Annotated in this window: 19 protein-coding genes; 14 read left to right on the forward strand and 5 right to left on the reverse strand. The window is 34.1% G+C overall.

The genetic code is table 11. From position 1 onward, the window contains the following. Nucleotides 1-26 precede the first annotated feature (26 nt). From cmk to LNP04_RS02355, 4 genes are all read left to right on the forward strand, one after another. Nucleotides 27-698, forward strand: a complete 672-nt coding sequence (gene cmk / locus LNP04_RS02340) for a (d)CMP kinase (protein ID WP_229984981.1) — start codon at nucleotides 27-29, stop codon at nucleotides 696-698. A gap of 89 nt (nucleotides 699-787) precedes the next feature. Next, nucleotides 788-1,138: a YtxH domain-containing protein gene (locus LNP04_RS02345; RefSeq protein WP_229984982.1), complete on the forward strand. Its 351-nt coding sequence runs from the start codon at nucleotides 788-790 to the stop codon at nucleotides 1,136-1,138. 76 nt (nucleotides 1,139-1,214) lie between these two features. Next, a complete protein-coding gene (locus LNP04_RS02350) occupies nucleotides 1,215-1,523 on the forward strand; it encodes a phage holin family protein (RefSeq protein ID WP_229984983.1) in 309 nt (102 codons plus the stop codon). Between the two features lie 2 nt (nucleotides 1,524-1,525). Continuing rightward, the gene (locus LNP04_RS02355; protein WP_229984984.1) at nucleotides 1,526-2,023 is read left to right on the forward strand and encodes a phosphoribosyl-ATP pyrophosphatase; all 498 of its coding nucleotides are present in this window, start codon (nucleotides 1,526-1,528) and stop codon (nucleotides 2,021-2,023) included. Nucleotides 2,024-2,089: 66 nt separating this feature from the next. On the opposite strand, the gene LNP04_RS02360 is transcribed toward LNP04_RS02355, so the two are convergent. Further along, entirely contained in the window at nucleotides 2,090-2,821 is a 732-nt protein-coding gene (locus tag LNP04_RS02360) for an RNA methyltransferase (RefSeq protein WP_229984985.1), read from the reverse strand. Between LNP04_RS02360 and LNP04_RS02365 the strand changes: the two genes are divergently transcribed. Next, a complete protein-coding gene (locus tag LNP04_RS02365) occupies nucleotides 2,807-5,404 on the forward strand; it encodes a BamA/TamA family outer membrane protein (protein ID WP_229984986.1) in 2,598 nt (865 codons plus the stop codon). The two genes, LNP04_RS02360 and LNP04_RS02365, sit on opposite strands and share 15 nt — an antisense overlap. Here the strand turns inward: LNP04_RS02365 and LNP04_RS02370 are convergent. Further along, a complete protein-coding gene (locus tag LNP04_RS02370) occupies nucleotides 5,401-5,958 on the reverse strand; it encodes a vancomycin high temperature exclusion protein (protein WP_407928626.1) in 558 nt (185 codons plus the stop codon). The genes LNP04_RS02365 and LNP04_RS02370 overlap by 4 nt on opposite strands. A 56-nt stretch (nucleotides 5,959-6,014) precedes the next feature. After that, entirely contained in the window at nucleotides 6,015-7,139 is a 1,125-nt protein-coding gene (locus LNP04_RS02375; RefSeq protein ID WP_229984988.1) for a ferredoxin--NADP reductase, read from the reverse strand. 120 nt (nucleotides 7,140-7,259) lie between these two features. On the opposite strand from LNP04_RS02375, the gene LNP04_RS02380 reads away from it, so the two are divergent. From LNP04_RS02380 to LNP04_RS02420, 9 genes are all read left to right on the forward strand, one after another. Then, nucleotides 7,260-7,820 (forward strand): TlpA family protein disulfide reductase, encoded by a 561-nt coding sequence (locus LNP04_RS02380; protein WP_229984989.1) that lies wholly within the window; start codon nucleotides 7,260-7,262, stop codon nucleotides 7,818-7,820. A gap of 21 nt (nucleotides 7,821-7,841) precedes the next feature. After that, nucleotides 7,842-8,813, forward strand: coding sequence for an iron ABC transporter permease (locus tag LNP04_RS02385; RefSeq protein WP_229984990.1), 972 nt, complete (start codon nucleotides 7,842-7,844; stop codon nucleotides 8,811-8,813). A 168-nt stretch (nucleotides 8,814-8,981) separates the two neighbouring features. Then, a complete protein-coding gene (locus tag LNP04_RS02390) occupies nucleotides 8,982-9,269 on the forward strand; it encodes a hypothetical protein (protein ID WP_229984991.1) in 288 nt (95 codons plus the stop codon). A 3-nt stretch (nucleotides 9,270-9,272) separates the two neighbouring features. Next, nucleotides 9,273-10,196 carry an ABC transporter ATP-binding protein gene (locus tag LNP04_RS02395; protein WP_229984992.1) on the forward strand — a complete coding sequence of 308 codons (924 nt, stop codon included), beginning with the start codon at nucleotides 9,273-9,275 and terminating at the stop codon, nucleotides 10,194-10,196. 167 nt (nucleotides 10,197-10,363) lie between these two features. After that, nucleotides 10,364-10,813: a MarR family winged helix-turn-helix transcriptional regulator gene (locus LNP04_RS02400; protein ID WP_129537312.1), complete on the forward strand. Its 450-nt coding sequence runs from the start codon at nucleotides 10,364-10,366 to the stop codon at nucleotides 10,811-10,813. A 74-nt stretch (nucleotides 10,814-10,887) separates the two neighbouring features. After that, complete coding sequence (locus LNP04_RS02405) at nucleotides 10,888-13,281, forward strand: 3-hydroxyacyl-CoA dehydrogenase/enoyl-CoA hydratase family protein (RefSeq protein WP_229984993.1); 2,394 nt, start codon at nucleotides 10,888-10,890, stop codon at nucleotides 13,279-13,281. A gap of 85 nt (nucleotides 13,282-13,366) precedes the next feature. After that, nucleotides 13,367-13,828, forward strand: coding sequence for an IS200/IS605 family transposase (gene tnpA, locus LNP04_RS02410; protein WP_229984994.1), 462 nt, complete (start codon nucleotides 13,367-13,369; stop codon nucleotides 13,826-13,828). 108 nt (nucleotides 13,829-13,936) lie between these two features. Next, a complete protein-coding gene (locus LNP04_RS02415) occupies nucleotides 13,937-15,118 on the forward strand; it encodes an acetyl-CoA C-acyltransferase (protein ID WP_229984995.1) in 1,182 nt (393 codons plus the stop codon). A 17-nt stretch (nucleotides 15,119-15,135) separates the two neighbouring features. Beyond that, nucleotides 15,136-16,926: an acyl-CoA dehydrogenase family protein gene (locus LNP04_RS02420; RefSeq protein WP_229984996.1), complete on the forward strand. Its 1,791-nt coding sequence runs from the start codon at nucleotides 15,136-15,138 to the stop codon at nucleotides 16,924-16,926. 97 nt (nucleotides 16,927-17,023) lie between these two features. On the opposite strand, the gene LNP04_RS02425 is transcribed toward LNP04_RS02420, so the two are convergent. Then, the gene (locus tag LNP04_RS02425; protein ID WP_229984997.1) at nucleotides 17,024-17,428 is read right to left on the reverse strand and encodes a DUF805 domain-containing protein; all 405 of its coding nucleotides are present in this window, start codon (nucleotides 17,426-17,428) and stop codon (nucleotides 17,024-17,026) included. A 256-nt stretch (nucleotides 17,429-17,684) separates the two neighbouring features. Further along, nucleotides 17,685-19,298, reverse strand: a complete 1,614-nt coding sequence (locus LNP04_RS02430; protein ID WP_229984998.1) for a Na+/H+ antiporter — start codon at nucleotides 19,296-19,298, stop codon at nucleotides 17,685-17,687. Nucleotides 19,299-19,339: the final 41 nt, after the last annotated feature.

Below are 19,339 nucleotides of genomic sequence, written 5' to 3' on the forward strand. Positions count from 1 at the left end.
TCAGATTTTTTTTTGAAATTTGTAGTATGAAAAAACCAGTGATAGCGATTGACGGATTCTCATCTACAGGGAAAAGTTCTATTTCAAAAATTATTGCCGAAAAATTAGGAATTGTACATCTCGACACTGGCGCTTTATATCGTGGGATTACCTGGTTTGCATTGCAAAACTGTCTGAATGAAGACGAAACCATCAATCTTAACCAGCTTTTCGATTCTTTTTCATTAATTGAACTTGAATTTAAAAATGATAAAGGCGAGTTGGTTCTCTTTCTAAATCATATCAATATTTCAAAAGAAATTCGTTCAAACGAAGTCTCAGATAATGTAAGCCTTATTGCCAAGCAAAAAGAAGTTAGAGATTTTCTTTTACAGTCTCAGCGCAATTTGGCAGAAAAAGGCGGAATTATAATGGATGGCAGAGATATTGGCACAGTGGTACTGCCAAACGCCGATTTTAAATTTTTCCTGACTGCCAGTATTGAAGAAAGGACCAAAAGAAGACATCAGGAATTACTGAGTTTAGGCATTGAAGCCGATGAACAGCAAGTACGAGAAAATCTTATTGCAAGAGATAAAATCGACAGTGAGCGAGAAATTGCACCTCTAAAGCAGGCAGATGATGCAATTGTCATAGATAACACGATGCTTACTAAGAAGGAGACAATAGAAAGTATACTGACACATTTAAAAAATTAACAATTTTTATAGGTCAAATTTATCATTTGGTATATTAATTGTAACCTTTAAAGTATAAATATTTATTAACATAATTAAAAAAACAAGGAATGTCTAGAAAAGAAAACAATACAGCAGGTATTTTAGCAGGATTATTGGCAGGTGCTGCGGCAGGTGTAATCTTAGGAATGTTATATGCTCCGGAAGAAGGTAAAGAAACCAGAAAAAAAATTAAAAACAAAGCCAACGACCTAAAGGAAGAAGCTAAAAATAAATACGGAGAAGTTTCTGAAAAAGTAAAAGATCAGTATGGAAACATCTCTTCTACTTTCAAAGAAACAGCAAGCAGCGTAGCGCATACTGTAAAAGATGGTTACGACAAATATAAAGATCAGATTGTTTCTAAAACTACTGATATTGTAAAAGACGTTGAAACAGGTTTGAATGATCTAAAAGGATAATTCATCTTAATTTAAATAAAAAAAGGAACTTTGACCAAATTAAAGTTCCTTTTTTTGTAACTTTTAAAAAAAAATAATGATTGAAACTGTAAAAGAATATGCATCAAAGCGAATAGATTTGCTAAAAATTCAGGCGACAGAAAAGTCGTCAATTTCGGCAGGAGTAATTGCTTACTTAGTTATTTTATTAGTTGCTTTTGCTTTTTTTATTATCCTTTTTAATTTTGGATTGGCATTTTTTATCGGTAAAGCGTTGAACAATACTTCATATGGATTCTTAATTGTTGCTGCATTTTATTTGCTTATCACAATTTTAGTTGTTACCTTTAAAAAGCGCATCGTAAACGTTGTAGCCGATAAAGTAATAGAATTTTTAAATCACTAATTATGAGCAGAAATTATAGTAGCTTAGAAGAACTTAGAAGAAAGAAAAAGCTTTTAAAAAGTGAAGTTGAGGATTTAGAAGGATTGCTGACTTTCAAAAATACCAAAGAAAGCTTAAGCGCATTCACCAATGGTTTAACTGATCAATATCTAAAAGAAAAGATAGATGAAGATGGTGAAGAAACAACAGTTCTCAGAAAAGATGTGATCGCAAAACAGCTGACCTCAGAAGTAAAAGATTTATTCTTAAACAGAAATACCGCAATGGGAATTGCCGGAAGTGCATTCAAAGGTGATGCAATGGACACTGTTGTCAAACTTGCTGTTACTGCTTTAGTAGCCAATTACGCCAAGAAAAATATGAGAAGCTCAAACTGGAAAAAGAAAGTTTTGGGCGCAGCATTAATTTATGTTGCACCAATGGCTTTGAAATTTCTTAGAACAAAACTAGAGGCTTATCAAAAAACAAAAAGTGTATCCAGTATGGAGCAACTTATCTGAATTTGTAGAGTTTTAGAGTTGGAGAATCTTAGGACTAATACCAGACACTCTAACTCTAAAAATCTATCACTCTCCAACTCTAAAGAGTTGCCCTAAAATAATTCCTGCCGCCATAGATACATTCAAACTTTCTGTCGACTGAGATTTTCCAAATCTTGGAATTGATATTTTTTTGTGAAGTAATTTTTCGGTTTCTTCACGCATTCCCTTTCCTTCGTTTCCTAAAATTAAATTTATTTTCTCAGGTTTTTCAAAAGTGTAGATGTTTTCTCCATCCATATCTGTTCCTATGTTTATATTTTTAGTTTCAGATAAATAGTCAACTAGATTGCAATAAACGATATTCACTCTTGTAAAAGATCCCATACTTGCCTGAATGACTTTTGGATTGTAAAAATCTACTGTGTCTTCACTACAAATGATCTGCTCGATTCCGAACCAATCTGCCAAACGAATAATTGTACCCAAATTTCCCGGATCCTGAATTCCGTCTAAAATCAACTGGATATTTTGATCATTTAATTTAGAGTCTTCATTCAATTCACAAACTGCAACAGAATCTTTCGGATTTTGCAGAAAACTAATCTTTTTCAGTTCATTTTCAGTGATTTGATGCACAAGAGTTTCCTTAAAATTTAAATTTTGAGGATTTGTAGAAAATATTTCTTTAATTTTAAAGTTAGAATTGGGAAGTTCGGAAATGATTTTATTCCCTTCAACCAAAAACAAATTGTATTTTTGCCTGAACTTCTTTTTATCTAAAGACTGTAAAACTTTTATTGTATGAGCTGTAAGCATTTTAAGAATTCTCCTCAAAAATATTATAAAATTCTATCATTTGCAACTGTTGTTGGTGTCCTTTATGCTTGTAGTACCACAAAAAAAGTACCTGAAGGTGAATTTTTACTGACAAAAAACAACTTTCAATTTGAAGATAAGAAAGAGTTTTTTGATGAAGAACTGAAAGATTACGTTCAGCAAAAACCGAATAAGAAAGAATTGCTTTTCATGCCGCTTGGGCTTTTGTTGCACAATGCTGCAAATCCTAAGTACGATACATTATTCAGTGAATATTTGACCTACCCTAGTGAAATGAGAGATCAAAAGCTAAGGGATTCACTATTCGTGAAATACAATATGCCTGAAAGCGTTGGAAAAAGTTTATTGTGGGATAGGATTTTACACAATTTCGGAACACCACCGGTAATTCTTGATCAGACAAGAACAGACAAAAGTGCAGAGTCTATTAAAAAAAGAATGACCTACCGGGGTTATTGGGATTCTGAGGTTAAATTTAAACATGAATTGGATTCAACTTCTAAAAAAGCAGCGGTAACTTATTTTTTAACGCATAACAGCCCAACCAATATTAAAGAATATTACTATAATATTCCTGATGCTGGCGTTAAAAGTCTTTATCAGCAAAACATCAACGAAACTCTTGTAAAATCACGAAAGGTACTTGATCAAACTGTCTTGGAAAAAGAAGTGACCAGAATTAATGACCTGATGAGAAGAAGCGGTTATTATAAATTTAATAATGCAAACGATGAAGTTTATTTCGTTGCCGACTCATTAAAAGATAGAAAAAATGTTCCTTTAACACTTGAAATTCATAAAGATTCTGCAGATTCTCCATATAAACGTTCTACATTTGGAAATATAGATGTTGCCATCGTCGATGAGCCGAGTGATTTTGGTAGAAAAACGGTGAAAGACAGTCTGCGAAGAATCAGATTTCATAAAATGAATGATAATTACAAAACCAATTCTATTTGGAGAGCAATTATCGTTGATAACAAATCAGTTTATGATCAAAATCAACTTGATTTAACCAAAAGAAATCTTTTGGCTATGAATAATTTCAGCATTCTGAAAGCTAAAGATTCTTTAAGACAAGGCGGCGCAATAAAGCCGAATGACAGCATCATCGATGTTCTATATTTACTAAAACCGCTTCCAAAGTATGAACTTAAATTAGGGACAGATTTAAATTATTCTCAATTTTTGAATTGGGGATTATCTCCTTCAGTTGATCTTACTACGAGAAATGTGTTTGGAGGTGCAGAAAACCTTTCTACAAGTCTTTCTGGTACTTTCGGACGTGTTGTAAATCCTAGGGATCTTGACAACAGAATTTGGGCTTACGAACTTTCGGCACAGGCTTCATTGAGTTTTCCACGTTTGTTATTGCCTTTTAATTATTATAAACTCATTCCTAAAAGATACACTCCAACATCATCAATTGTTTTGGGAGCTTCTGTGCAGAATAATATTGGTTTGGGAAGAGTTAACTTTAATACAGGCTTAAATTATTTTGCTAACGTTAATGATCAGTCATCACACAGATTGACTTTATTTAATACACTTTTCAGTTTAACAAAAAATAAAGACAGCTATTATGATTTCTTCGTTAATGATGATGCGGTGAGAAGAGTCGTTTTTGATGATTATTTTACGTTTAATCCTCAATTAAAACAGCAATTTGAATCAGGAGCATTAACAAGAGATCAGGTTTCGGAACAAATCATTACAGATGATAATTATATATCTACACTAGATCAAAAAAAGGCTGATGATGTGGTGGCATTCTTGGGAACGCTTGTCAATAAAGACAGACAGACTCAGGATGTGATTATCTCATCTTTTATTTATAATTTTATCTATAACGAAATCGGTAAAAAAGACTATCCAAACGCATTCTATTTTAATGGGAAAATGGAAGTTGCAGGTAATATTCCGAGTATATTCAATCAAAAAAGAGAAGATGATGGCGGAGTTTTAAGAAGTCCGGAACGTACAATTTTCGGAATTCCTTATGCTCAGTTTGTGAAGTTTGATTTTGACGTAAGAAAGTATTTTAAATTTAACGGAAACCAAACTTTGGTTCTTCGCCAGTTTATCGGATTAGGAATTCCTTATGGAAACTCTTCTTCAATGCCTTTTGTACGATCTTATTTTAATGGTGGTGCTAATGATATTCGTGCCTGGGTCGCTTTTGGCGGATTAGGTCCCGGAGGTTCTCAGGTTGACGAAAGGGTGAGAACTTATTTAATGGGTAATGTGAAATTGACAACCAATTTAGAATATAGAATTCCATTTAATGATATGTATGAAGGCGCCATTTTCACAGATATCGGAAACGTTTGGAATACGGAAAACAACGGTTTTGATGATCAGTTTAAATTCAATAGATTCATCAGAGAAATGGGTGTCGGCAGCGGAGTTGGTTTAAGGGTAAATGTAGCGTACATTACTTTAAGATTAGATTTGGCCTATAAAATTTATGACCCAAACAAACCTGATGGCGAAAGGTGGAGATTCAATAATTTCCAACCTTTAAAACCTACACTGAATATTGCATTCGGATATCCTTTCTAGTCCGCAGAAATTCCCAATACAAAATAAACTACAGCAATCACTCTGGCAAGTATCTCTCTGGATTGGTTTCTGTAGAAACTTTCGGGTTTGTTGACATCTTGCGCATCAAATCCTAGCGCATTCATGTTATTATTTCTTGCAAAAAATAATGCCCGAAGATTATGAAAACCTTGTGAAACGATAATAACGTTTTTCTTTCCGTAAACATCTTTGCAGCGTAAGATACTTTTATAAGTATTAAAACCTTCAGGATCTTCAATAATGATATCTTCCGGAACACCTTCCTGGTAAATCAAATAATTTTTCATTGCAGCCGGCTCATTGTAACCTTTGCTTTTTTCCCCACTCACAATGATTTTTTTTATTTTTCCGTGATGATAAAGCAATGCAGCAGCATCCATTCTTTTAGTAAAATAAGGATTAGAAAGCCCCGAACGCATTCTGGGAGAAGTTCCTAAAACCAAAGCGATTTCTCGTGGCGGAATTTTTGAAATCTTATTGTAAGTTCTGCCGTTGGTAATCCCAAAAACCCAGACATTACAAAGACATATCAAGAGAAAAACCAATTCTATTGATAAAAAAATAAATTTAAATATGTTTCGGATGATTCTCAACTAAAGTCAAAGTTAAGCTTTATTTTCTTAGTTTTTGCAATCGACATGCAAGCTAAAATTTTACCCTGAGCCTCTTCTTTTTCGGTAAGATATTCGTTTTCTAAAAGCTCAACTTCTCCTTCTTCCAAAGTACATTCACAGCTTCCGCAAATTCCCGATTTACAGGAATAAGGAACATTGAATTTTTGAATTAAAAGTTGTTGCAGAATTTTTTCTTTATTATTTGGAAGTTCAGTCTGATAATTTTTCCCAAACATTTTAAAATCAACCTGTACATTTTCAATCAATGGAAAGTCTTTTTCCACAGGATAAATATCATCATTAAACTCTTCAAATAATTCAAAATGAATATTCTTCTTCGGAATTCCATGATGATAACACGCATTTGCAAGAGTTTTTATCATCTCCCCTTTTCCGCAAATCAAAACTTCATCTACGGCATCCCAAATCGTAGATTCTTCATCAGTATCATCCAAATGAAGGATTTGATTGATGATTAAATTTAGTTTCTTGGCGTCTAACCTTCCATAGAAAAACTGGTCTGCTGTTTTTTCCTGAGAATAAAAGTAAAAAATCTGAAGCCTTTCACCATATTGATGAGCAAGATTATCTAAAAGATCACGATAAATAAGTTCTTCAGAACTTTTATTTCCAAGAAACAAAAAAAGTCTTGTTCTCGGTTCGTTATGAAGGATATTTTTAAAATGGCTCAGAATAGGAGTAATCCCTATTCCTGCAGCAAAACCAATAATAGTACGAAATTCACTAGGTTTCGAAACAATGGTAAATCTACCGTTAGGCTCACTTACAAGTAATTCATCACCAGCCTGATAGTTATCATAAAGTTCTGCAGTTGCTCCGTTCTGAGAATTAATTTTAATTCCTAATGTTATTTTTTCCTCATACGGCGCCGAAGTCATCGAATAATCATTGATAACTTCTTTTCCATCAGCATTGAATTTAATACTGACAAACTGCCCCGCCTCAAACTTAAAATTCTCTTTAAGATTCTCCGGAATTTCAAGCTCCAACGAAAAAGTATTTTTGGTCAGGTCTTCCTTTTTAGCTATTTTTAGGCCGTGAAACTGCGTCAGTTTTCCTTTATAGATTTGTTGTTCCATACTTCATTTCAAAAATAAATAAAAAATAATTATGAAACGGTCTGTGACGTAATTTTCTTACCAATAAAACCAGTGAGAAATACCCATCGTATATTTCATGATAACAACAGAACTTTACTTATGAAAAAGATACTTTTATCGACACTTTTAGCTGTCACCCTTTTTAGCTGTAAAAAAGAAGCTGAAAAAACGGAGGAAAATACTGCGGCGAACGATTCTATTTCAAATATAGTTCCAGAACCTCTTCCTGCAGCACCTTCTTTAAAAGCCTTGAATCCGCAGCAAACTACTGATTTTTTACAAACTAAAAATGACACTTTATATGTAAACAATTTCTTTGCAACTTGGTGCGGGCCATGCGTGAGAGAAATTCCACATTTTAAAGATAAAATTACAGAATTGAAAGGTCAACCGGTGAAAATTACATTTATCAGTCTGGATACCAAAGAAGTCTGGAATACTGAAGTTCCTACTTTCGTAGATAAACAAGGCATTAGAAACAATACCATTCTTTTAGACGGCAGTCAGCTTGATGAAACTTTTTTTAAGAACAATTTTAAAGAATGGAAAGGCGATGCAATACCATTTACATATATGAGAAAAGGCGATAAAACGGATGAATATTTAGGAATGATGACTTCAGAATTGCTAAATTCAAAAATTGATTCTTTTATTAAATAATTTTTCGAGAAACTATATTTAATGTCGAAAAAATTCAGAATCCTGTGTTTAGTTTTATGTATCGCAATTGTATTGGCTGCGGTCATTAATCTGAACACAGGATTTTTAAATTTAAATCTTCATGATTTTCTTCATAATTCTGAAAACGGACAAATCGCTGAAATAAGAATCAATCGTGTTTTGGTCATGCTTTTGGCAGGAATTTCAATTCCGACATCAGGTTTTTTGATGCAGGAATACTTTCAAAATCCACTTGCAGGGCCCGATATTTTAGGAATTACATCGGTTGCAAGTTTATCCGTCGCATTTTACATTTTCTTTTCGCACAGCATTTTACTGCCTGAATTTTTACAGAACAGCTTTTTAAGTCTATCCGCAATTGTTGGAAGTTTGCTTTTGATGCTCGTTCTGCTGTCAATGTCGAATAAATTTCAGGACAAATCATATTTGATTATTTTCGGATTCTTGGTTTCGGCGTTTGCAGGAGCAATCGTTTCTCTTTTGCAGTTTTATGCTGAAAATCAAAGTCTGAAAAACTATGTTTTGTGGTCTTTTGGAGCGAATAATATGGTTTCTAGAAATCAGATTATCGTACTGTCGATTTTAGTCGGGATTGGATTATTTTTTTGTTTTAAAACCATCAAACCTTTAATAGGAAATTCTTTAGGAAGCTCATATGCACAAAGTTTAGGAGTTAATTTAAATCATTTAAAAATATTGATCATTGTAACTTCTTCACTCTTATCTGCTTCTATCACAGCTTTTTTAGGGCCTATTTTATTCATCGGAATCATTGTACCCCATTTCTGCAGATTGATTTATAACCCGTCAAAACTTTGGCAACAATGGATTTTGAATATGTTTTTGGGAATGCTCATCATGCTTTTATTTTCAATTACTGCTGAAAAAACTCAGATTCCTTTAAATGTTATCAGTTCTCTGTTTGGAATTCCTGTGATTTTGTTGATGCTTTTAAAACAGAATAAGGTATAAAAGTGAATTGTTAATTTTAATTTTTCTCGCAGATTTTACTGATTGAGCAGATGATTGAAAATAATTTCATAATTAAATTTTAAAATAAAACATCAACTTTGTCATTCTAGAGGAATCTAAGCTAACTTTGTAGAGATACTTTTATTATGACAAAATATATTTGAAAAAATGAATTTTAGAATAGCACAAAAACAATTAATTGTCGCAAACATAACTTTGTTTGTGATAAGTATTGCAATTTTGGAATATTCAAAACTTTTTAGAATGAGTATAGATAGGCATTGGATTTATTCATACGGACATATTTGGTGGTTTATGGTTGGAATTCCTTCTGCCTTGTGGGGTTCTCTATTTTTAGGAATTTATAGTTTAATTAAAGTCAAAAAAGATAAATTTTTATATTTTATTTTCAGTGTCATTCCTCTTATTTTATTTATCTTTTTTATTTCTATTTAAAAAATGCACCTACAAATCAATCAAGCCAACATAGGCTACGACAAAACTTTAATTTCAAATGCCAATGCAGATTTGAATTTGGGAGAAGTATGTCTCTTGATTGGTAACAATGGTGTCGGGAAAACAACTTTAATTAAATCAATTCTTCATCAAAACTCTTTACTAGAAGGGGAAATTTTAATTAATAATAAAAATGTAAAAGAACTTTCGGTAAAAGAAATTGCAGAAAATATTGCAGTTGTGTTTTCTAAATCGGTCATTCCGCAAAATCATACGGTTGAAGATCTTATTTCGCTCGGAAAATATATTTACTATCCTTTCTATTTTGAATTGAAACAAGAAGACAGAGAGGAAGTTAAGGAGATTATTCACGAATTAGATTTAACTCAATATAAAAATACGCTTCTCAGAAACCTTTCAGACGGAAACCTTCAAAAAGCATTTATAGGAAGAGCTTTGACACAAAATTCTCCAATAATTATTCTTGATGAACCAACTACTCATCTTGATGAAAAGAATAAATTAATTATTCTTAAAACGCTTCGTAAATTAGCCAAAATGCAGAATAAACTCATTCTATTTTCCTCTCACGACTGGAGACTGGCAAAGGAATTTGCTGATAAAATGTGGTATATTAAAGACAATCATTTATATTCCGGAATTGTAGAAGATGTTTTGTTACAGCATGACGAGCTCACGAGTGCGTCACTGTTTCAGATAAACGAAAATTTTGTAGCGCCTTCCATAAAATCTCCACAGATTCAAAAAGAAATGTTGTATTCTTTGCTTCAAAAAAACTTCCAAAAAGATTTGTCATTGTTCAATTTTAACTATTATGAATCAATTTGGGAGATTTCATTTGCTAATAAACAGTACCAATGTGAATCTTTCGAAGATATAGTTAAATTAATCTCAAAGCTTCATTAAATCAGTATTTTAATTATTCATATCACATACTATGCATGCATAGTATTATGCTAATCATACATTTTAATCAATTGACAATCAGTCTGTTAATTAATTTTAACATTTGAAAATACTATGCATGCATAATATTTGCTACATTTGATAAAACCGATTAGCAAAAAAATATGATGGATAATAATAAAGAAAAAACAGAAAATGTTGACCTCATTCTAAAACAGACTTGGTTAGCGGTTTCGAAAATGTACACCGAGCTTGCACAAGAACACGATTCTACTGCAGTTCAGGCTCTTACCTTATTGAAAATTGATCCGAAAGAAGGTACAAGAAGCACCAATTTGGGACCCAAAATGGCAATTGAACCTACTTCTCTCACAAGAATCATCAAACTCCTTGAGGATAACGGATATATATATAAAGAAAAAACCACTACCGACAAGCGTGAAGTGATCATTAAGCTTACTGATAAAGGTTTAAGCTCAAGAAATATGTCTAAGGAAGTTGTTGTGAATTTCAACAAAAAAGTGATGGAAAAAATTGCTCCCGAAAAGTTGGAAACCTTCAAGGAAGTCATGACAGAAATTATGAAAATAGCTTCCGATTTAAACAACAGAAAATAAATTTCTCTCTTTTTGAATTATAAAATAAACTAGAAAGATTAAAACTAAGCGATAATAACTAAAATAAAATATTAATGAAAAGACGAATCAAACACGTAACGGTTTTAGGTTCAGGAATCATGGGAAGCGGTATTGCTGCGCATTTTGCCAATATTGGCGTGCAGGTTTCATTGCTCGATATTGTTCCATTTGAATTGAATGAAGCCGAGCAGAAAAAAGGTTTGACCAAAGATGACAAGGCAGTTCGTAACAGAATTGCTTCCGAAAACTTTGAAAAACTTAAAAAAGCCAGCCCTGCACTACTCTATTCTCCGAAATTTGCGGAGCGTATTAAAGTAGGAAACTTTGATGATGATTTAAAGAGAATAAAAGATACCGACTGGATTATAGAAGTTGTCGTTGAAAAACTGGACATCAAAAAATCGGTTTACGAGAAAATCGAACAGTTCAGAAAACCTGGAACTTTGGTTTCTTCCAACACTTCCGGAATTCCAATTAATATGTTGGTTGAAGGAAGAAGTGATGATTTCAAAAAATATTTTGCTGGAACGCACTTTTTTAATCCTGTAAGATATCTTCCACTCTTAGAAGTTATTCCAACAACTGATACTGATCCGGAAATTGCAGATTTCTACATGTCTTACGGAGCTAAATTTTTAGGCAAAACCACCGTTTTAGCAAAAGATACTCCGGCATTTATCGCCAACAGAATCGGAGTTTTCTCGATGATGGATTTGCTTCATAATGTTCAGAAATTAGGTTTCAATGTTTCTGATGTTGATAAATTAACAGGTCCGATTATCGGTCGTCCGAAGTCTGCAACGTTCCGAACTGCCGATGTTGTCGGTCTTGATACTTTGGTAATGGTTGCAAACGGTGTTCGTAACAGCGGGGCTGAAGCAAATGATTTCAACAATGTTTTTGCTCTTCCTGATTATATTCAGAAAATGGTAGATAACAAGTGGTTGGGTTCAAAAACCGAGCAAGGTTTCTACAAGAAAGTGAAAAGTGCTGACGGAAAATCTGAAATTCACGGTTTAAATCTTGACACTTTAGAATACGAACTTCAAGGTAAATCTTCCTTCCCTACTTTAGAATTAACTAAAAATATTGACAAGCCAATTGACCGTTTTAAAGTCTTAATTGGCGGAAAAGATAAAGCCGGAGAATTATACAGAAAATCTTTAGGCGCATTATTCGCTTACGTTTCTCATAAAGTTCCTGAAATCTCTGATGAAGTTTACAAAATTGATGATGCCATGAGAGCAGGTTTTGGTTGGGAAAACGGACCTTTCGAAATTTGGGACGCAGTTGGAGTTCAAAAAGGAATTGAATTGGCTACAGAAGCTGGTTATGAAGTTTCAGATTGGGTTAAGAATGTAGAATCTTTCTATAAAGTTAACGAGGACGGACAAAGTATTTTCTTCGATAAAAACTCAGGAAACTACAACAATATTCCGGGTCAGGAATCATTTATTATTTTAGATAATATCAGAAAAAACAAAACACTTTGGAGCAATTCAGGTTCATCGATTGAAGATTTGGGCGATGGAATTATCAATTTTGAAATCCGTTCTAAAATGAATTCTTTGGGTGGTGAAGTTTTAGATGGATTAAACAGAGCCATCGATTTAGCCGAAAAAGAATATGATGGTTTAGTTATCGGAAATCAGGGAACCAATTTCTCTGTTGGAGCCAATTTAGCGATGATTTTAATGATGGCGATTGAGCAGGATTGGGATGATTTGAATATGGCCATTGCTTATTTCCAGAAATCGATGATGAGGGTTCGTTATTCTTCAATTCCAGTTGTAGTGGCTCCTCACGGAATGACTTTGGGCGGCGGTTGCGAAATGACTATGCACGCAGATCGAGTTGTCGCAGCAGCAGAAACTTATATTGGATTGGTAGAAACTGGAGTTGGAGTTATTCCCGGCGGCGGTGGAACGAAAGAGTTTGCTTTGAGAACTTCAAGAGAGTTCCATAGTGATGATGTAAAAAACAACAGACTTCGTGAAGCCTTCATGAACATTGCAATGGGGAAAGTTGCCACTTCTGCCTATGAAGCTTACGATATGGGAATTCTTGAAAAAGGAAAAGATGTAGTCGTAGTTGATAAAAAACGTCAGATTATGACGGCAAAGATGATGGCAAAGAGTTTAGCTGAACATGGTTACACTCAACCGATCGAACAAACAGTAAAAGTTCTTGGTAAAGATGCTCTTGGAATGTTCTATGTTGGAACTGACCAAATGTTAACAGGAAAATATATTTCAGAACACGATAAATTGATTGCTGATAAATTGGCGAACGTTCTGGTAGGTGGAAATCTTTCTGAACCAACTGTGGTTACCGAACAATATTTACTAAATCTTGAAAGAGAAACGTTCTTACAACTTTGTGGTGAAAGAAAAACTTTAGAGAGAATTCAGTTTATGTTACAGAAAGGAAAACCGTTGAGAAATTAAGGAAAGCTCTGTACCGTAGGAGCGACCTGTTAATAGAATGTAGAACCAATTTTTAATTTAGCTCCGTAGGAGCGGTCTGTTAATTATGGCAAACACCTACACCCAAATTTATATTCAAATTGTTTTCGCTGTTAAAGGAAGACAAAACCTGATTTCAAAAGAAAACAGAGAAGAATTACATAAATTTATTACGGGAATTGTTTCAAACCGAGGTCAAAAATTATTTGCTGTTTTTGCAATGCCTGACCATGTTCACATCCTTGTAAGTATGAGGCCAACGATTACGATTTCAGATTTGGTTAGAGATATTAAAGCAGGTTCTTCAAAATTTATTAATGATAATAAGTGGATGAACGAAAAATTTAATTGGCAGGAAGGATATGGAGCATTTTCTTATTCTAAAAGCAGTGTAGATTCGATTGTGAAATACATTTTGAATCAAGAAGAACATCATAAAACCAAAACATTTAAAAACGAATATTTGGATTTTTTGGAAAGATTTGAAATAGATTATGATCCGAAATATTTGTTTGAATGGATTGAATGACATTAACAGGTCGCTCCTACGGAGCTCTGCAACACACAAACAAATGGCTATTAACAGTTTTCCTCTACGAGGCAAAAATTTTTAAACTAATTTTTAATTAATAAACAAATGTCAAAACAAGCATACATTATAAAAGGTTTTAGAACCGCCGTTGGAAAAGCGCCAAAAGGCTCACTCCGCTTCACGCGTCCCGACGTAATGGCAGCAACAGTAATCGAAAAACTGATGGCAGCCGTTCCACAACTAGACAAAGACAGAGTTGACGATTTAATCGTAGGAAACGCAATGCCGGAAGCTGAACAAGGCTTAAATGTGGCACGTTTAATTTCTTTGATGGGATTAAATACCGACAAAGTTCCGGGAGTTACTGTGAATAGATATTGCGCATCAGGAAGTGAAGCGATTGCAATTGCTTCAGCAAAAATTCAAGCAGGAATGGCAGATTGTATCATTGCAGGTGGTACAGAATCAATGTCTTACATTCCGATGGGTGGTTACAAACCTGTTCCAGAAACGGAAATTGCAAAAACAAACCCTGACTATTATTGGGGAATGGGTTATACTGCGGAAGAAGTTGCCAAACAATTTAACATTTCTCGTGAAGAACAAGATCAATTTGCTTTTGAATCTCATCAGAAAGCTTTGAGAGCAAATCAGGAAAGTAAATTTGCGAATCAAATCATACCAATTCCTGTAGAATATAATTTCTTGGATGAAAATCAGAAAATGCAGACTAAAAAGTTTGATTTTTCTGTAGATGAAGGTCCAAGATTAGACACTTCTTTGGAAGGTTTAGCTAAATTAAAACCCGTTTTTGCAAACGGAGGAAGTGTGACAGCTGGGAATTCTTCTCAAATGAGTGACGGAGCGGCTTTCGTAATCGTAATGTCTGAAGAAATGGTCAAAGAATTAGGTTTGGAACCTGAAGCAAGATTGGTTGCGTACGCTGCGGCCGGACTTGAGCCAAGAATCATGGGAATGGGACCAATTTATGCCATTCCAAAAGCACTAAAGCAAGCTGGTCTAGAATTAAAAGATATTGAATTGATTGAATTAAATGAAGCATTTGCTTCTCAATCAGTTGCAATTAAAAAAGAATTAGGCTTAAATCCTGATATTTTAAATGTCAATGGTGGTGCCATCGCTCTTGGTCATCCTCTTGGGTGTACGGGAACGAAATTAACCGTTCAGCTTCTTGACGAAATGAGAAAACGCGGAAATAAATACGGAATGGTTTCAATGTGTGTGGGAACAGGACAAGGAGCAGCTTCAATTTTCGAACTTTTATAATCTAAAAAAATAAAAAAATGAGTGATACACTTGATAAAACACTAAAAGGCGGCGAATTCCTTATCAAAGAAATTCCTGCAAACGAAATCTTCACTTTAGAAGAACTTTCAGAAGAACAAAAAATGCTTCGTGATTCTGCGAAAGAATTTATCGACAGAGAAGTAATTCCGCATCATGATCGTTTTGAGAAAAAAGATTATGCACTCACTGAAGAAACCATGCGCAAATTAGGCGAAATGGGACTTCTGGGAATCACCGTGCCTGAAGAATACGGCGGTCTTGGAATGGGATTCGTAAGTACAATGTTGGCTTGCGATTACGTTTCAGGAGGAAACGGTTCATTAGCAACAGCTTACGGAGCACACACTGGAATTGGAACATTACCCACTCTTCTTTACGGAAGTGAAGAATTGAAAAAGAAATATCTTCCGGATCTGGCGACAGGTACAAAATTCGGAGCTTATTGCTTGACTGAGCCGGATGCTGGTTCAGACGCAAATTCAGGGAAAACAAGAGCAAAATTGTCAGAGGATGGAAAGCATTATATCATCAACGGACAAAAAATGTGGATTTCAAACGCAGGGTTTGCAGATACTTTCACATTGTTTGCAAAAATTGATGATGACAAAAACATTACAGGTTTTGTGATCAACCGTTCAGAATTGGAAGATCCAAACAGCTTAACTTTTGGTGAAGAAGAGCATAAATTAGGGATCCGTTCGTCTTCTACTCGTCAGGTTTTCTTCAATGACATGAAAATTCCTGTTGAAAATATGCTGGGTGAAAGAAACAATGGTTTTAAAATCGCCTTGAATGCATTGAATGTTGGTAGAATTAAATTAGCTGCTGCAAACCTTGACGGACAAAGAAGAATCTTAAACCATTCGATTCAATATTCAAATGAAAGAAAACAATTTGGGGTTTCTATTTCAACTTTCGGTGCCATCAGAAAGAAATTGGCAGAAATGGCAACCGGAGTTTTCGTGAGTGAAGCTGGTTCTTACCGCTTGGCAAAAAATGTTGAAGACAAGATTGAAGAATTGGTTTCTGGAGGAATGAATCATCAACAAGCTGAATTGAAAGGTGTGGAAGAGTTCGCAGTAGAAGCTTCTATTCTTAAAGTTTTCGTTTCAGATCTTACTCAGGTTACTGCCGATGAAGGAATTCAGATTTATGGTGGAATGGGATTCTCAGAAGATACTCCAATGGAAGCTGCATGGAGAGATGCAAGAATTGGAAGAATCTATGAGGGAACCAACGAAATCAATCGTCTTTTGGCTGTAGGAATGCTGATCAAAAAAGCAATGAAAGGTGAATTGGATTTACTTTCTCCGGCAATGGCAATTTCTAAAGAATTGATGGGAATTCCATCATTTGAAGTTCCTGATTATTCTGAATTGATGAGCGAGGAAAAAGCAATTTTGGCAAATCTTAAAAAAGTATTTTTAATGGTTTCAGGAGCTGCACTTCAAAAATATATGATGGATATTGAGAAACAACAACATTTATTATTAAATGCTTCCGAAATTCTTAACCAGATCTACATGGCAGAATCTGCAGTTTTAAGAGCTGAAAAACATTTCTCTGCTGATTCTGTAGAAGTTGCAATGGCTCAGTTGAATCTTTATAAAGCAATCGAAAAAATAGTCTCAGCTGCCAAAGAAGGAATCGTTTCTTTCGCAGAAGGCGACGAACAAAGAATGATGCTTTCAGGATTAAGAAGATTTACAAAATATACCAACCATCCGAATGTTGTAGGACTAACTGAAAAAGTGGCTGCACATTTTATTGCAAAAGGGCATTATTAAGCTTAGTTTAAAAGATAAAGCGCTCCAGATTTCTGAAACGCTTTTATAAATATTTGAATAAAAAATCCCGAAAATATTTTCGGGATTTTTTGTAGAATTAAATATTTTTCTGACCAATTTCGTTGATCTCGTTGAAGTTTTCTTTTGGGTTTACACCGTATTGATTAGTTCCCGGAGTTCCTTCTGTACAGTAAAGTATTAATAACCAAATCGCTCCCACCAATGGAATAAATGCAATTAATACGAACCAGCCGCTTTTATCCACATCATGCAATCTTCTTACAGTAACTGCCAACCCAGGAATAAAAACTGCCAAAGCATAAATCATATAAATAAATCCATAAGGGATTTCTGGGGAAAATTTTAAACCTAAAATATTATCCAAAATTGCTGCGGCGAATAAAAAAATAATATTAAATAAGAGATACATCCAATATTCTGTTCTCCTTGCTCTTCCGCTAAAATCAGCGTACTGTTTTAATACTTTTAAATACCATTTCATCGTTTATTATTTTTAATTGTTAAATTCAAAAATAGAATATATTTTTTGATTAGTCTAATTAATTTTAGTTTTTATTCTCCTTGGTTTGATATTTAATCAAATGAAACAGCATCTGTTTTCAAAAAAGCTAAAACTTGAGGAGCAAATCTATCAGCGTATCTGCCATCGAAAATTTTCAGAAGAGCATCTTCTTCATTGAAGAAATTAATGTGAAAATGTTTTTCATGTTAAATTAAAAAATGAACTTAAATCCTCTTTAATGTTCATTTCCGGTTACTTTCAAATCATTCAGATCAATCTGCAATTCGGCTTTTCTGATTTCTGAATCTTCAAATTCTTTGTGTTTTCTCATTTTAAATAACTCCTTTCTCTGAAGTGCATAAATTTCTAAAAGCAAGTGATGGTACTGCTCTACTTCATCTTTTTTTGTATCACGGCATTCTACAGAATCAAAACTTTTTTGATTGTTTGAAATCTCGTTTTCGAGGCTATTTTTATAATATTCAATCAGATCATTCTGGAAAATTTCTGTCTGATAATTTTCATTGATGTAATTTAAACCTAATTCATCCAAGCGAATCTGAATTTTTTTTCTCTGCTGATCTTCAGGAATTTTACTATCAATTTCGTCAATATTAATCCATTTAATAATTAATGGAAGCGTTAATCCCTGGAAAACCAAGGTAATAAAAATGACCACAAACGTGATGAAAATAATCATGTGTCTTTCCGGAAATAAAGTTCCTTTATCATCTAGATAGATCGGAATTGATAAAGCAGTAGCCAAAGAAACCACACCTCGCATTCCTGCGTAGCTCGTAATTAATGGGCCTTTCCAGCCGGGGCTTGGCTCATTTTTCCTGATACTTTTAAACAAAAACCTTGGAATATGAGCAGCAGGATAAACCCACAAAAATCGTAAGGCAATTACAATCAAACTTATAATGATTCCATATTTTAAACCTTTGAAAACCAAATGACTTCCTAATCCCTGTACAATTTCGGGAAGTTCTAATCCGATGAGAATGAACACTAAAGCATTCATCACAAAAATCATCGTCGTCCAAACTCCAAGCATATTTAATCTTGTACTTCCTGTTTTGAAAAGCTCGTGCGAACGCCAAGAAATAAATAATCCTCCGGAAACAACCGCCATCACTCCAGAAAAATGAAACTGTTCTGCTGCTAAAAAAAGAATGTAAGGAGTCATGACTGTCAATGCTGCATCAATAGCAGGATTGGTTGGTAAAAAACGATGAATTGCATACATTACATTTCCACCAATTATTCCTACCACAACGCCCATTCCTGCAACAAGAAAGAACTGTCCGGTTGCCTGTTGCATAGAAAATGTTCCTGTAAGAACCGCAGCTAAAGCAAAACGAAAGACAATCAACGAAGCTGCATCATTCACTAAACTTTCACCTTCCAAAATAGTCAATAATCTTTTCGGGATTTTTAAGCCTTTCATTACGGTTGCAGCTGCCACTGCATCAGGAGGAGAAACAATTCCACCTAATAAAAATCCTAAAGCCAGAGTAAATCCTGGAATCATGGATGATGAAATATACGCTACAACCAACGAAGTGAAAAATACAAGCCCGAAAGCCAAAAGTGTGATTGGTCTTTTCCATTTCCAAAAATCTGTCCAGGAGGTATACCAAGCGGCTTCATACAAAAGTGGTGGCAGAAAAAGAAGGAAAATAATATCCGGATCAAGCTTCAAAACAGGAATTCCCGGAATAAAGCTAATCGCCAAACCTGCAATCACTAAAAATACAGGATAAGCAACTTTTAATTTTTTCGCCAGTAAAACAAGCATCATCACGGCAAAAAGAAGGAAAAGAATAAGGAGTAAATTGTGGTGCATATATTTTCAAAATTTGATTAATCAAAAGCATATTCAGATGA

The sequence above is a fragment of the Chryseobacterium sp. C-71 genome, assembly GCF_020911865.1.
Classification (GTDB): Bacteria; Bacteroidota; Bacteroidia; order Flavobacteriales; family Weeksellaceae; genus Chryseobacterium.

Coding starts and splice junctions, on each gene's coding strand:
- cmk (WP_229984981.1), top strand. CDS start 27: ATGAAAAAACCAGTGATAGCGATTGACGGATTCTCATCTACAGGGAAA.
- LNP04_RS02345 (WP_229984982.1), top strand. CDS start 788: ATGTCTAGAAAAGAAAACAATACAGCAGGTATTTTAGCAGGATTATTG.
- LNP04_RS02350 (WP_229984983.1), top strand. CDS start 1,215: ATGATTGAAACTGTAAAAGAATATGCATCAAAGCGAATAGATTTGCTA.
- LNP04_RS02355 (WP_229984984.1), top strand. CDS start 1,526: ATGAGCAGAAATTATAGTAGCTTAGAAGAACTTAGAAGAAAGAAAAAG.
- LNP04_RS02365 (WP_229984986.1), top strand. CDS start 2,807: ATGAGCTGTAAGCATTTTAAGAATTCTCCTCAAAAATATTATAAAATT.
- LNP04_RS02360 (WP_229984985.1), bottom strand. CDS start 2,821: ATGCTTACAGCTCATACAATAAAAGTTTTACAGTCTTTAGATAAAAAG.
- LNP04_RS02375 (WP_229984988.1), bottom strand. CDS start 7,139: ATGGAACAACAAATCTATAAAGGAAAACTGACGCAGTTTCACGGCCTA.
- LNP04_RS02380 (WP_229984989.1), top strand. CDS start 7,260: ATGAAAAAGATACTTTTATCGACACTTTTAGCTGTCACCCTTTTTAGC.
- LNP04_RS02385 (WP_229984990.1), top strand. CDS start 7,842: ATGTCGAAAAAATTCAGAATCCTGTGTTTAGTTTTATGTATCGCAATT.
- LNP04_RS02390 (WP_229984991.1), top strand. CDS start 8,982: ATGAATTTTAGAATAGCACAAAAACAATTAATTGTCGCAAACATAACT.
- LNP04_RS02395 (WP_229984992.1), top strand. CDS start 9,273: ATGCACCTACAAATCAATCAAGCCAACATAGGCTACGACAAAACTTTA.
- LNP04_RS02400 (WP_129537312.1), top strand. CDS start 10,364: ATGGATAATAATAAAGAAAAAACAGAAAATGTTGACCTCATTCTAAAA.
- LNP04_RS02405 (WP_229984993.1), top strand. CDS start 10,888: ATGAAAAGACGAATCAAACACGTAACGGTTTTAGGTTCAGGAATCATG.
- tnpA (WP_229984994.1), top strand. CDS start 13,367: ATGGCAAACACCTACACCCAAATTTATATTCAAATTGTTTTCGCTGTT.
- LNP04_RS02415 (WP_229984995.1), top strand. CDS start 13,937: ATGTCAAAACAAGCATACATTATAAAAGGTTTTAGAACCGCCGTTGGA.
- LNP04_RS02420 (WP_229984996.1), top strand. CDS start 15,136: ATGAGTGATACACTTGATAAAACACTAAAAGGCGGCGAATTCCTTATC.
- LNP04_RS02425 (WP_229984997.1), bottom strand. CDS start 17,428: ATGAAATGGTATTTAAAAGTATTAAAACAGTACGCTGATTTTAGCGGA.
- LNP04_RS02430 (WP_229984998.1), bottom strand. CDS start 19,298: ATGCACCACAATTTACTCCTTATTCTTTTCCTTCTTTTTGCCGTGATG.